Source organism: Cohnella herbarum (assembly GCF_012849095.1).
In the GTDB taxonomy this organism is placed as follows: domain Bacteria; phylum Bacillota; class Bacilli; order Paenibacillales; family Paenibacillaceae; genus Cohnella; species Cohnella herbarum.
Genome location: NZ_CP051680.1, coordinates 7,949,872 through 7,962,940 on the forward strand (window position 1 = coordinate 7,949,872; position 13,069 = coordinate 7,962,940).

At 38.3% G+C, this 13,069-nt stretch carries 15 protein-coding genes; 14 read left to right on the forward strand and 1 reads right to left on the reverse strand.

What is annotated here, in order from left to right; all coding sequences use genetic code 11:
• The first annotated feature begins 15 nt into the window (after positions 1–15).
• The 12 genes from HH215_RS33365 to HH215_RS33420 all read left to right on the forward strand — a co-directional run bounded on the left by HH215_RS33365 (position 16) and on the right by HH215_RS33420 (position 9,643).
• Positions 16–996 (forward strand): phage replication protein O, encoded by a 981-nt coding sequence (locus HH215_RS33365; protein WP_169283834.1) that lies wholly within the window; start codon positions 16–18, stop codon positions 994–996.
• Positions 935–1,279, forward strand: coding sequence for a replicative helicase loader/inhibitor (locus HH215_RS33370; protein WP_169283835.1), 345 nt, complete (start codon positions 935–937; stop codon positions 1,277–1,279). The genes HH215_RS33365 and HH215_RS33370 overlap by 62 nt, the downstream gene beginning before the upstream one ends.
• A 43-nt stretch (positions 1,280–1,322) precedes the next feature.
• Positions 1,323–1,736, forward strand: a complete 414-nt coding sequence (locus HH215_RS33375) for an ArpU family phage packaging/lysis transcriptional regulator (RefSeq protein WP_169283836.1) — start codon at positions 1,323–1,325, stop codon at positions 1,734–1,736.
• 15 nt (positions 1,737–1,751) lie between these two features.
• Positions 1,752–2,207, forward strand: coding sequence for an ArpU family phage packaging/lysis transcriptional regulator (locus HH215_RS33380; RefSeq protein WP_169283837.1), 456 nt, complete (start codon positions 1,752–1,754; stop codon positions 2,205–2,207).
• An 18-nt stretch (positions 2,208–2,225) separates the two neighbouring features.
• The gene (locus tag HH215_RS33385; RefSeq protein ID WP_169283838.1) at positions 2,226–2,693 is read left to right on the forward strand and encodes a hypothetical protein; all 468 of its coding nucleotides are present in this window, start codon (positions 2,226–2,228) and stop codon (positions 2,691–2,693) included.
• A 251-nt stretch (positions 2,694–2,944) separates the two neighbouring features.
• On the forward strand, positions 2,945–3,172 hold the full coding sequence (locus tag HH215_RS33390) for a hypothetical protein (protein WP_169283839.1): 228 nt from the start codon (positions 2,945–2,947) through the stop codon (positions 3,170–3,172).
• Positions 3,173–3,929: 757 nt separating this feature from the next.
• Complete coding sequence (locus HH215_RS33395) at positions 3,930–4,244, forward strand: hypothetical protein (protein WP_169283840.1); 315 nt, start codon at positions 3,930–3,932, stop codon at positions 4,242–4,244.
• 62 nt (positions 4,245–4,306) lie between these two features.
• Positions 4,307–5,098, forward strand: coding sequence for a hypothetical protein (locus HH215_RS33400; RefSeq protein ID WP_169283841.1), 792 nt, complete (start codon positions 4,307–4,309; stop codon positions 5,096–5,098).
• Positions 5,099–5,262: 164 nt separating this feature from the next.
• Positions 5,263–6,315, forward strand: a complete 1,053-nt coding sequence (locus HH215_RS33405) for a fibronectin type III domain-containing protein (protein ID WP_169283842.1) — start codon at positions 5,263–5,265, stop codon at positions 6,313–6,315.
• A gap of 37 nt (positions 6,316–6,352) precedes the next feature.
• Positions 6,353–7,120: a bacterial surface protein gene (locus tag HH215_RS33410; protein WP_169283843.1), complete on the forward strand. Its 768-nt coding sequence runs from the start codon at positions 6,353–6,355 to the stop codon at positions 7,118–7,120.
• A 156-nt stretch (positions 7,121–7,276) separates the two neighbouring features.
• On the forward strand, positions 7,277–8,302 hold the full coding sequence (locus tag HH215_RS33415; RefSeq protein ID WP_169283844.1) for a hypothetical protein: 1,026 nt from the start codon (positions 7,277–7,279) through the stop codon (positions 8,300–8,302).
• A 105-nt stretch (positions 8,303–8,407) separates the two neighbouring features.
• Positions 8,408–9,643 carry a hypothetical protein gene (locus tag HH215_RS33420; protein WP_169283845.1) on the forward strand — a complete coding sequence of 412 codons (1,236 nt, stop codon included), beginning with the start codon at positions 8,408–8,410 and terminating at the stop codon, positions 9,641–9,643.
• A 543-nt stretch (positions 9,644–10,186) separates the two neighbouring features.
• Here HH215_RS33420 and HH215_RS33425 read toward each other — a convergent pair.
• A complete protein-coding gene (locus tag HH215_RS33425; RefSeq protein ID WP_169283846.1) occupies positions 10,187–10,381 on the reverse strand; it encodes a hypothetical protein in 195 nt (64 codons plus the stop codon).
• Positions 10,382–10,480: 99 nt separating this feature from the next.
• On the opposite strand from HH215_RS33425, the gene HH215_RS33430 reads away from it, so the two are divergent.
• Complete coding sequence (locus tag HH215_RS33430; RefSeq protein ID WP_169283847.1) at positions 10,481–11,920, forward strand: DUF8370 family protein; 1,440 nt, start codon at positions 10,481–10,483, stop codon at positions 11,918–11,920.
• A 21-nt stretch (positions 11,921–11,941) separates the two neighbouring features.
• Entirely contained in the window at positions 11,942–12,916 is a 975-nt protein-coding gene (locus tag HH215_RS33435) for a hypothetical protein (protein ID WP_169283848.1), read from the forward strand.
• The last annotated feature ends 153 nt before the right edge of the window (positions 12,917–13,069 follow it).

Consider the following 13,069-nt stretch of genomic DNA (forward strand, 5'->3'; position numbering starts at 1 on the left):
TGAAGTAAATATTATATGGCGAGACCAACTAAGAGTACAGTTGACTATTTCCCGCATTATATCAAAGCCGGAAGAACCTTATTCATCCTAGAAAATGACTATGGTAACGATGGTTATGCATTCTGGTTCAAGCTTCTTGAAGTGTTAGGTGACACCGAGGGAATGGCATTCCATTACGGAGATCAAGCCAATAAACGGTTCTTGTTGTCTAAGACTAGGGTTGATGAGGAGAAAGGAGTTAGCATCCTTGAGACACTCGCTCAACTGGGAACTATCGATAAGGACTTGTGGCAAGATCACCAAATCATATGGGTGCAGAACTTAGTAGACAACGTGAAGGATGCATTCAAGAAGCGCATTGGTTCATTGCCTCATAAACCCGGAAATATAGTTTCTTCCACCGGAAACCATCATATAAGAGATGTTTCTGATACCGGAAACGACGATAATGATGCGTTTCCTCCGGAAGAAATCGGGAAAGAGAAAGAGAAAGAGAAAGAGAAAGAGAAAGTAAAGAGAAATGAAATTAAAGAAGATCCTTCCTCCCGAAATAAGAAAACCGCTTATTCCGAGGACAATGTTTATTATCAAATGTCTCTATATTTTCATTCGAAAATAATGGAGCATGCAGCGATTAATAAAGTCGATCACCTTATAAGAAACGTTAATATGCAGACGTGGGCAGATGACTTTTGTAAGATCGTTGAAATAGATAAGAGAGATACGAAGGAACTGCACAAAATCATTGATTGGAGTACGTCAGATTCATTCTGGCAAAAGAACATACTTTCTCCAGATAAGCTCAGGAAGAAATATATCGACCTAGCAATAAAGATGAATTCCAACCCGAGCAATCATGGTTATCCCAAGAAGAAATCGAAGTTCGAAGATACAATGGATTTTCTTGATAAACAATTTAGAAAGGTGGAGCAGCATGAAGGAGACGGAAGTAATCAAGATTATGGCCATGATCACGACAGCTTACCCGAGCCGTGAGTGGGATGAAAAACAAACCAAGCTATGGGTTGAAATGTTAACCGGCACACCGTATTACATCGCTCAGGATAATGTCGTTGAGCACATCAAGACCAGTAAATTCCCTCCAACCATAGCTGAAGTGATTCAATACGAACCTGAGATCAGTATGGATCCAGAAATATATCACCGAAATAAGCAAATAGCCCACCAACAATGGGTAGCTGCTGGAGGTGACCCAGAGGCGTTTATTTTTGGGGCTGATAAGCTGGATAAGAAGCTGAATAATAAGCTATTGAATTAGCAAGTTGCACAGTTAACGCAATACATCACGAAAGGATGAGCACATGGCAACGAAATTGATCAAAGGACTAACTGCGGCTCAGAAAAAAGAACTTCAGCGAGTATGTGAGGACCTCTTCGAGCGCTATAGATACTTCAAATTGGTCGAGGCCGAAAATGACGCTTCTGGTAGATTAGATCTTAATGAATCGGCCTATGAGATAGAACAATCCGAACGGCGTAAAATGCTTATTCAACGCTTGGAACAAATTGTCGAGCGGCTCCCTTTGTCCGAAAAAGACATGATCAAGCTTAGATACATGGATTCAGACGAAGCAAGAGACTATCAGATTTATCAGATTGAACTTGGAATTGCGGAAGGGACATATACAAAGATTCGGACCTCAGCGTTCTTTAAGTTAGCCGGTGCTTTCAAACTAGATTTTGGAGCAGATCCTATAGAGGTTCCTAACATATAGCGAGCGGGTGAATCTATGGGGAAGAGCTCAGCGGCAGATGAACGGAAAGAGATTCAACGCATTATGGAGAGATATCTGGATACGTACCGCGAATTTAAGTATCAGAAATTTGAGCGGAAAGAAGTTCAGATTACCGGCAGTTACGAAGTTCGGTATCACGGAAACACGAATGTTACCAGTGATTCGACGGCAGATATCGCAGTATGGAACGTATTCACACAGCAACAGAGGCTAGATTACTGCGAGCGGGTTGAGAGAGTTGTCGATAAATTGTCAATCAAGGAGATGCGCCTTATCCGCTGTAGATATATGCAGCGTGAACCGATCTTGGACAAACAAGCCCAGCGGCAATTGCAAATGAGTAAATTTATTTACGCAAACAATCGAGATAGCGCATTTACAAATCTGCTTTCCAGGCTGCGCCTTGCAATTGAGGAAGTAGCTGAAATAGAGCAAGACCAAACCCAATAATGAGGGGAAGATTAATCAATGAAACAGTCTATTAAAGATCTATTCGCATCGGTCACACTTGACGGAAAACCAATATCATTTTCCCAATTCTTGAAGGACAACGCAGGTAATTATGAGCTCTACCAGGGCTACATCGGGAAGATGCTAGAGGCTGCTTCTGGACCCGACTTTCAATGGAGCGAAGTAGATGATTATGTCGGCCCGATTGCTCACGAGGTCATAAGCGAAGCATACGAGGCAGATCACGAGATATATCAGGATCTTGTGTTCGCGATTCAAGACGCTTATGACAGGCTGAAGGATAAACATCTGAAAAATCGTGGCTTCATGAACTTTGAGATTAAATTCACCGATCCGGATGCTGCCGAACAATTGGACATATTGGCAATGCATCTGCGGGATGGGTGGGTTATCGAGAAGATCAAAAACGAGTCTCCCAACGAATGCCATCAATTCATGTTAATCCGTCCTGAGATTGACGATTGAGCTTAATACCATGAAGCACGTCAGATAGCCCACCTATCTAGGTTGTTTATTAAATATTTATATAGATATCTCCTTACTTATTTAGATTCTATATAAACAGAATAGTGAAGCCTTCCTGTGGTCGATTTGAGACGTTCTAAAGATAGTCTAGTGGGGTTAATGCTTATCGAAAGATTGATTCCTGTATGGCGCTCCTAGAGCATCAGGTGATGTATCTGGAATTATGTCAGTAATGAGGGGAGGTGATATATATGGAACCAAAGCAAGGTACAGTAACACTTAACTCAGCTAATCCGCGTGAGGCGCTGAAGAACTGGATCGAGAAGAATCCTACACGTAAGGTTGTTGATCATTACTTCAGTGCAGGTATGAATCAAGTACACATCATGTGGGAGATCATTGATCCGAACAAACCGAGTGCGTCTGGTTATGAAACGATTGTAGTAACAAGTGGTAACCTGCCAGGCTGGTTGGTCTAGACTAGAGACGCGATAGCCTAAGCCATGTTAAGCGAAGCATCCAGCTAGCTATAGGTTACATTGATCAAACGATTAGAGAGGAGGTAAGCCATGTTTAGATTCCTATTGAGTTTATTTAAGAGATCTCCATTAACTCTAGGGCTATTGAAATCCAATCATCCCGATGTGTACCAAGAAGCATTCAATGAGATTACCACAAAGGAACGCGAACGGATCCGAGATATTAATTCGATGAGGTATAGCAGGGATAGAGATAGGGTAGATGTAAGTGTCAAGATAGACCGAATCTTAGATAATGCTATATATACAGGAGCGTTAGCCACTGATATATCTATCGAAATATTGAACATTGTAGTTGAATACGATAAATCAAAAGTAATAGAGGATGACCTAGTAGCCATTCAGAATCGCATATGGTTCGGGTCTTAGTCTTAGCATCACATGAAGGCATAGGTGTATGTACATCCTGTGTTGTAGTAGCGGGCGCGTGAGAGGGCGATGTGGCAGGGAAACAAGATGGTTCTGGAACAAAAAGGTACTGGGACAGCCCCAAAAGGAATGCGGGTGCGCGTGAGCCCGAAATCCCGCTAGATTTTATTTCAAAAAGATCCTTTCGCTTTCGTTGGTGGGTGTGGTACATGGGCAACTAATGAAAATCGCTTCAAATTAAGCAGTTAAACTGGATTAGGACGATCAAAGCGGAAAAAGAAAGTAACGATAACTTAAGTAACGAAACATAAACGGAAGGAAGATAAGAATGAATCATTATACAGAGCAACAACGAATTAATATGCTTGAAAGTTTTCGTACGAAAGTCAACAGCGATATGATCGATAAGGCCATTGCGAACGGGTTAAGTCCAGAAACTACAGCTATAGACATAGTGAAAGCGGGTTTACATCGTACTGAAGAAGAAATAGGTAACGAAATAGTCACAACAATGGTAGCTGAAGCGAATAGGATCATGGCGAATCGACAAAAAAAGAATCATCATGCACCTACTCCTACTGGCGATTCTGATGTGGATGCAATCATTGAAGAAGCTTACCGTCTTCGGTCTAATAATCTCTAGCTATCGGACTTAATCACCTTGAAAATTAATAATAATCGTCAAAACATTAGGAGGTATTTACCTTGAAACATACATTTCAGCAAGCCATTACAGAATTTAATAGCGCAAATACTGTAATTAATTCGAGAGTCGCAGCCTTGAACTCCGAAATTAGGAAAAAGAAATCTGAACATGTGCAAGCTACTGAACGATACAAGCAGGCCATGATTGAAGACGCAGCAGGTACGAAGGAATATACGACCACAGAACTATCCGAACTAAAACAGAAAGCGGAGAATATCGCACTCGATATTTCTACAGCGACTGAGAGACTGGAGATGCTCACTTCTGGAGCAAATTCCGGTAAAAAGGAAAAGCTACGGATCCTACTTGATGATGTAAAAACGGCATGGAAACATGAAGTGGATGGTATTAACGATGATATAGACAAGGTGCAGTCGGAAGCTCGGGAACTTAGAGCACTTCTGACTCTAAAGATCGCAGAGGCCAACGTGTTCTATAAGAAAGCTCAGCAGGTTAAACAGGAATTAAATGCGGTGGAACATTCTGCGGGGTTGTCATATCAGGAACGAACCTCTAAATCTGGTGTTCCTGATGGGCCAAAACTTAAGCAAATCATTGGCAGTTCCTATCCTGTATTGGCTGTTGGAGACGAATGTATCGTCCCACGGGAGGACGAGTTGGAAAACGCATATCTCACCGGTGGATTACCCCTTTGGATTCAGCATTACGCGAATACTGGTGAACTTGTAACCGATAAAGAAGCACGTTCGTTATTGGAGAAAATCAGTAAAACGGAGAATAAGCAGAAGGGAAAGAGCATATTAAGTCGATTGTTTCCCAATAAAACATAGTTTAGGTAAACATATAGTTTGACATTCCCCCGGAGACCTCAGTTTCCGGGATTTTCCTTTTTAACTCTTAAGTATACTGTCGGAAAATGTAGATTATCAGTCTTATAATTCCTGATTTTTCCTCGTATGATTGGAACATTACTTAACTAGGAGGCGGCTTTATAGTGAAAAAGAAAATTAGTTTTACAATTTTAGCTTTATTGGTAGTAATCACAACACTTTTTTCATCAGTCTCGTTCGCAGATTCTGCTATAGTTGGTCAACAATTACTGCAACCTGAAAGCGGCTGGAAGAGAATTGATGACTCAGATCCCTCTATTAAATATTCTTCAAACCGAGTGAGTGGAGGTACAACAGCTGCATTTAATAACACCTATAACCTTTTATTCCAAAATGAATCTGTTGAGTTTAAGTTTAAGGGAACTAAATTACGAATAATAAACATGTACTATTATGCTAATCAATCAGACAATGTGAAAGTTTTGATTGACGGGGTGGAATATACATATAGCTGTGCCGGAGATGGTAGGGAGGTATGGCAGGTACTTGCATTTGAAAAACTAAATTTAACTGACACAATACATACTGTAAAAATAACAAATGCGCATGAAAACTCAAATTATCATATTTATATGGATGCGATTGATATCGATGATTCTGGGTATGTATTAGATCCTGATTCAAATCCAACCACAGAAATTCCGGATTCAATTAGTAATTTAAGTGCTCAGTCCCATAATTCAAACATTAAACTGAGTTGGAATGCTGTCACCGGAGCAATTAGTTATATTGTTAAGAGGAGCACTACAGTTGGTGGTCCCTATACAGATATTGCAAGTAATGTAACAGGCAATATATATTCAGACACGACTGCTGTTGTCGGGACAACCTATTACTACGTGGTAGTAGCCGTAAATTCAAACGGTCAGAGCGGATTATCTAATGAAGTTTCTGCAACTTTACAACCCATTTCTAACGGTAAAGCAATTCTGACTATTACCATGACAAATGGAAGTATTAAGGAATATGATCTTTCACAGCAGCAATTAGATTCATTTATTACGTGGGTTGATGAGAAAGATAACGGTAACGGTCCTGAAAAATATAAGTTCGTTAAAACATGGAACAAAGGCCCGTTTAAGGCACGAAATGAATACGTGATATTTGATAAGATTCTTACTTTCAGTGTCGACGAGTACGATGTAGTAACTCAATAATAGGGCTTGATTAATTATTTTTGAGGGGGTCTGCAGTTTGAATAAGATAAACAAGAAAATTGTTTCAATAGTTCTTAGTGCAGTTATGTTATTCACATTTGTTTCGAATGCGAGCGCTGCTGTAGTGGGCGACGTCCTACAAAATCCTGAGACGGGTTGGACAAGATATGATGAAACGGATTACAATTTTATTTACACTGGAGAGTCTTGGGGATATACCTACGACAGTGCCTATTATGGAGGTTCAATAAAAATATTTGTTGGAACCAAGGGGAGCGTTAAGTTTAAATTTAAAGGAACGAAATTTAGGTTAATAGCTAACTACAATACGGATAGACCTAATAGTGAAAGCAACAAGGTAATAATCGATGGGGAATACGATAGTGCATTTTCTGAATTCAATAGTTTAAATCACCAAATCCTTGTGTTCGAGAAAACAGATCTTCCAGATATTGAGCACAATGTTGAGATTGATGTAAATGGTCTATTTTCACTGGATGCAATCGACATTGATGATACTGGGACAATTCTTAACCCTGAAGATCCAGAACAACCTGCTCAAGGAAATCGAGCGCTCCTCACTATAACCATGACGAACGGACTTGAAAAGGAATACGATCTATCCATGGCTGAGGTTAATGCATTCATCTCCTGGTTCGACGCTAAAGATGCCGGCAGCGGTCCCGCAAAATATAAGTTCGTAAAAACGTGGAACAAAGGGCCGTTTAAGTCACGCGCTGAGTACGTTATCTTCGATAAGATTCTTACATTCGATGTCGACGAGTACGATGTGACCTCTCCATAAAAGATTAGCCCGGGGCTTCGGCTCTCGGGCTTTTTTTATTTCCGGGATTTTCCTTTTTAACTCTTTAGTATAATGTCGAAAAAAGTAGATTATCAGTCTTATAATTCCTTATGTTTCCTCGTACAATGGGGGCATTACATATTAGGGGGTTAATAAGTGAAAAAGGTTTTATTATTTCTAATGGGATTCGCATTAATAATCGGATTAACAGCTCCAATAAAGTCTGTAAGTGCGTACTCAGAAGGATTATTGAATGGAAAGATTCTTGAAATTGGTCAGATTGACCCAATAGCCGGCGTTATCACTCCTTCAGGAAATACAACTAATTTAATTACAGATAATAGCGAAGGCACACTCTTCCAACTTTACTATGGAAACAATGCTGAAAATAAAGCGAAACAGTATGCTTGGTACACTTTTGATTCACCAGTTACACTTAACGCTTATAAAATTAAAGCCGATGGAAAGTTTTCAATAAGAGCGTTTGACGAAAATAATAATCAAATTATGAGTATTGGGACTGAATTAGCCGGTAGTAATCATCTAGTTATAGACGGAACTCAACAAAATATTGGGGCTATCACAGGAGTGAAGACCGTTTTTATTTGTGCAGGAACGGAAAATTCGAATCCAAAGATATATGAGTTTGACGTTTTCTCTCGTCCACAGGCGCCAATTAATCTTAGCGCAACCGGCGGTAATAGCGTGGTTGACTTGTCATGGACTTCTACAGTCGGTGTGACAAACTATACACTAAAAAGATCAACGTCATCAGGTGGGCCATATACAACTATTGCAACTAATGTGACTAACACATTCTATACTGACCCTAATGTTACAATCGGCACTACGTATTATTACGTTGTTGTAGCTGTTAATGTCATTGGCGAGAGCACACTATCAAATGAAGCATCTGCAACTCCCATAGCTCCGCCAAACCCCGGACGTGCACTCCTCACGGTCTACATATCCGGCGGTCAAATTAAGGAATACGATCTTAGCGCTACTGAACTTAACGCATTCATCTCATGGTATGATGCTAAAGATGCTGGTAGCGGTCCAGCTAAATACAAATTCGTGAAGACGTGGAACAAAGGACCGTTCAAAGCCCGGAGTGAATACGTGATCTTCGATAAAATCCTTACATTCGATGTGGACGAGTATGATGTTGTAAATCCATAGTAGATTAGCCCGTTGGCTTCGGCTGACGGGCTTTTTTTGCAGGGAAATCCTGTTAAACTGTCGAATATTGTTGAAACATTATCTTGTATTCTTGGAGGAATAATTTTGAATAGCATTCAAAGAACTTTAACCTTTATTAAGGATTTATGGTTTGCTCCATTTGCTGTTTTTCTTATTGGCTTCGTATTTATTCAAGGTGCATTTTCTCCCTTTTTATCAGAACAGTTTATGTTTCAGAAAATACTCACTGTAACGCCAGTGTCATACAATTTGTATATAACTAATGGTATATATCAATCTCTTGTTATTCTATTACCATTTATCCTATCTTACATCCTGGTTAAACACATTTCCCTATATCATAAACTAATAATCTGGTTTCGAAGACGCACAAGCAATAGTATTTTAGATCAGCTTAAAATGGCACTCTTTATGGCAATATACATCATTTTAATGGGAATTATATTAAGGCTTCAGTTATTATCTATGAGTGGGGACTCTATTCCTGATTCTACTCTAACAGCCGCGGTAGCTTTTTTACTTTACTTTATAGTTAGTTTACTTTTCTATAAAGCAAACGACGAAATAAATAGATATGATCGTTTCAATAATCACATGTGTGTTTTCTATATCTCAGGTGTTCTATTCATAGTTACTTTATTATCAGTGTATATATATGGACTTCAATCACAAGTTGAAACTTTCAATAAATACAATAGAGATGGAAAAAACATTGAGCTTTTAAAAGTAACTTACGAAGATGGGCTTGAGAAGATACTAATAAAAATGGATATTAACCCTGAATATATTATTGGTTATGATATGCCTGCGAAGAAAATGAATCTCATCCCCAGAGATAAAGTAAAAAAGATCGAATCATATAGAAATACATACCAAGGGGATAAAAGAAAATATCAACAAACTTTTAGTAACACTTCGTTGGAAAAAGAAAAAAAGCAAATAATAGACTTAATAAATGATTATTACGAAATCAGACTTGAGCTAAATCCTAATATTAATTCAATTAATAAATATATCTCACTTTTCACAAACGATTTTAGACATTCTTATATAAACGGAGTCTCTCCGGATATCTTACTAAAACAAATGAAACAAGAAAAATACCGCAACAAGGAACACAAGGATTTTTATGGTCTTGCTCTCTCGGACCCAGAAACTGAAGAAAGTGATAATCCCAACGTCAAAATTAGCAAAGTCTATGTTCGTGAATATTGGAAAGCCAGGAACTATGACTATTCATTTTTAATCAAATCTTACGATGGAGTAGTTTGGAACATTGATAATATAGAAGAAGCACATTTCACATTTCAAAATGATTAATACATTTGGGGATTTCGCGATGATCCCGCTTGCCACAACGCACGCCCTTTACGAAGCCGCCGCTAATCGAACGCCCGTATACTTAATTTTCGACGGGGAGACTTTCGGGCTGGCTCCGATCGAGGAGCTTACGGATTTCCATGTTAAACTAAGGATAGATAGCGTTCTAAACAATTTCGTTCGTAATAGTTGTATGTTTTACATGGCTGACGACAACACAGATAAAAAGTAGTTCTTCGTAATAATCTAGGTACACTGTTAGAGGATTTTTGCTATTTTTATATCTCAAGTTGAACTCAGTTTACAGTAACAGAGATAAAAAATCATATGGGAGTGCGGCTAACGTCAGCACTCCCTTTTCGTTTGTCTAAGGGGGTCCTGGGCTGAAGTACTACCTCGGGTATAACGGGAAACGCATCAATGTTCCGCTATCGAAAGACGAGGCAATGAAGTTACTTTTCGAAACAAAGGGGGCTATTAAGGGGTTATGTATCATGGTCTATGACGAGAACGATAAGTTCGTAAGGCAAATACCAGGCAAGCCTAAGCGATCTTGAATATACAGGTAGCTTTCAAGAAATACCCATCATTGATATAAACGGCTTCCTCGGTCTGTTCTTGGATCGGACCACCTTCATAATAAAGCTTGCCGTTTTTCCATACTGAAACGGGAGTTTGGTTATAAAGTGCAGCAGTTATTTTTTCATCGGTATCTAGTAGAAATCCAGACTTGAACATACAGCACCTCCTTTGATCATTTTTCGACATGCGGAAGGTAAATCCTTCCTGTTGTCGAAATATGTAACAATAGATTATGACATATGGAGGAACAACTTCATGCTTTTCTCTGAGTTATTTGGAATAAAAAAAATTAAAGCTGACGACTGGTTTGATCCCATTCTGACCGTTGATACGAAACTTTTTATTGATCCATTTTTACTTTTTCAATGTAAAGAAGGTTTTTTTGTAAATTCACACACTAAGATTATTGTTTTCTTTCAGAGGGCATTCGAACTTGCTGCAAAAAGTGGCGGGAATACCTTTTCATTATCCTATAACAAACTACTGAGTATATTGTCATTCCCAGAGGCAAGTGAGTTATGTTTAGGTTTTGCAGGAAGTGATACTGACGGGGCAGGATCTGGTCCAGGTTTTTCAATAAATATTGCGAGTGTAATGATTGATTCAATAGGTCTAGGAATCAGAGACATGGTACATTTTGAAGAAATGTCGTTGCTGGGTAAAGGAATAGGACGGGATAGGATAAGTGACATTGCTGCTAACATACTTAAAAGAGAGTTAATTGATTACACTCTGGAAATATGTAAAAGGCACAAGATCCCTACTCAAAGAGTACGAGTGAGAAACTCTGATTTTAACTTTGAATATCTTCGTTGGGAGAGCAATATTGTTGAACTTCCAATTAATCCGTTTACTGAAAGGCCACGTCCCATCCTGCTTGTGCCAGAAAAGGTGTTAAGACATCTTTCCACAATAAATTCTGAGGATTTTCTAACTTGGGCTTGGGAAAATGAAAATTTTACACTTAGAAATGATTTAAATTTTGAAGTTAAAAGCAAAATTAGAAAAGAAGATATTATTAATATCGCTAGAAATAATCCTAGCTTTGTCGAAAAGTATGTTGAGTTCAATGAGGGTCGAGATTCAATACCATATGATTTAGAAAAGGATATATACGGATTCTATAAATGGTATGAGCAGTCAAAGAAGTTTCGTGATTCTTTTCCATTCATTATCAATCCTATAACAGGAGAACAAGACCTACCTGGATTTGTAGAAGCTTTATTAAGAATCTTTGAAACTTTCATAATAGACAACTCAGGATATAAACTATTATGGAATGAAGGGATAGTTAAAAAACCGAAGATAGAAGAAGCCTCTCAATTATTATTTCTAGGAGTTGTAAAACACTATTGCTATGCTAACAATATTGATATTTCACGTGAAGTAGACATTGGGAGAGGTCCAGTAGATTTTAAGTTTACAGAAGGATTTCAACATCGAGTTCTCCTCGAGGTCAAAAGAGCTAGTAATAGTAAGTTTTACGATGGATTACAAAAACAATTGCTTCAATATCTCAAAGGTGAGGGTATTACCCATGGCTTCTATATGGTCATTGTCCAAAAAGATGATGAGCTCGATAAAGCGGAACGTATTAAGCAATTGGCTGAAAAAATAAGCGAAGATAACGGAGCTAAAGTTAAAGCTTTCATCATTGATGCAAGAGACAATAAACCATCAGCATCAAAATTATAAGAAGAATTGGAGGATACAAATATGAAGAGACCTTGGAAAAAGAATGTGTTTAAATTGTCTACAGACTTACTGAAAAAGGTGGAAGAGCTGGAGTCTAATGAACTAGTAGTAGGGGCTGTAAAACAAATTCCAGTATCAGAAATTAAACAGGGAGTTTATAGTCACATTGGAATAGAATTTATTAATGATTCGATTCAGATCGAGGATTCTGTATTGCCTTCTAAAGAGAATGGAAGGTATTCAAAGTATAACAAAGAAGGGAGAACGTTTGTTCGAAAGGATCTCCCTAAGATAAGTAAGACTTATTCAGCTGGCCAAGTCCCTAATTTCGGAGATTGGAGTAAAGGTTCTCACGAAATGAGTTGGACAAAACTAGTAAGACAAAAAGAGCACTGGTATGAAAAAAACATAAATATCAATCTAGAAAAGTTAGAAGAAAATGAAACAACACTAACTATAAAATTCAGTTTGGATACACAGCTAAAGAAGGATGACCCATCGTTTGAAAAGGAATTATTGTTTCATATTAACTTATTTATGGAGAACACAGGTGTAAGCAATATATTTAGTGCGGATGCTACGAATGAGCAGTACATATCAACTTTATATGTTAAGTGGGAACTGCTACCGCCTGGTCAGAAAAACATCAATTCTAACGTAGAACAAATACTTATGAGGTTAAGATCACCTTCTGAAGAAACAAAACAACTGATTATTGAACGGATTGAATTTTTTGAGTCACTGAAACCGACGCAGTACATCGTTGGTGAAAATAGATTTAGTAAATATTTTGGTGCTGTCATAAATGATAAAAAAGTTATCTTGGAAAATGTTTGGTTTGGAAATGCCATATATATTTTTAATGAAGATTGGAAAGAACTTACCCGATTGAGTCGAACACAACTGCTGAGTAGTAATGATAAAAATTTCGAAAGAGTCACACATACAGGAAATTGGAAAATCAAAGTTACTAATATTCTTGGGATGTGGGATTAATATGAATAGAGGATCATAAGTAAAACAGGTCGAGCGAATGGTTCCCGAAAGGATGGGGATCTTACTGTAAATATACATTATCCTTATCGAGGGTCTCAGGCAATCCGAAAATCCTATTTCATATTCTGTTTTTGCGTTTGCATCCTTAGTTGC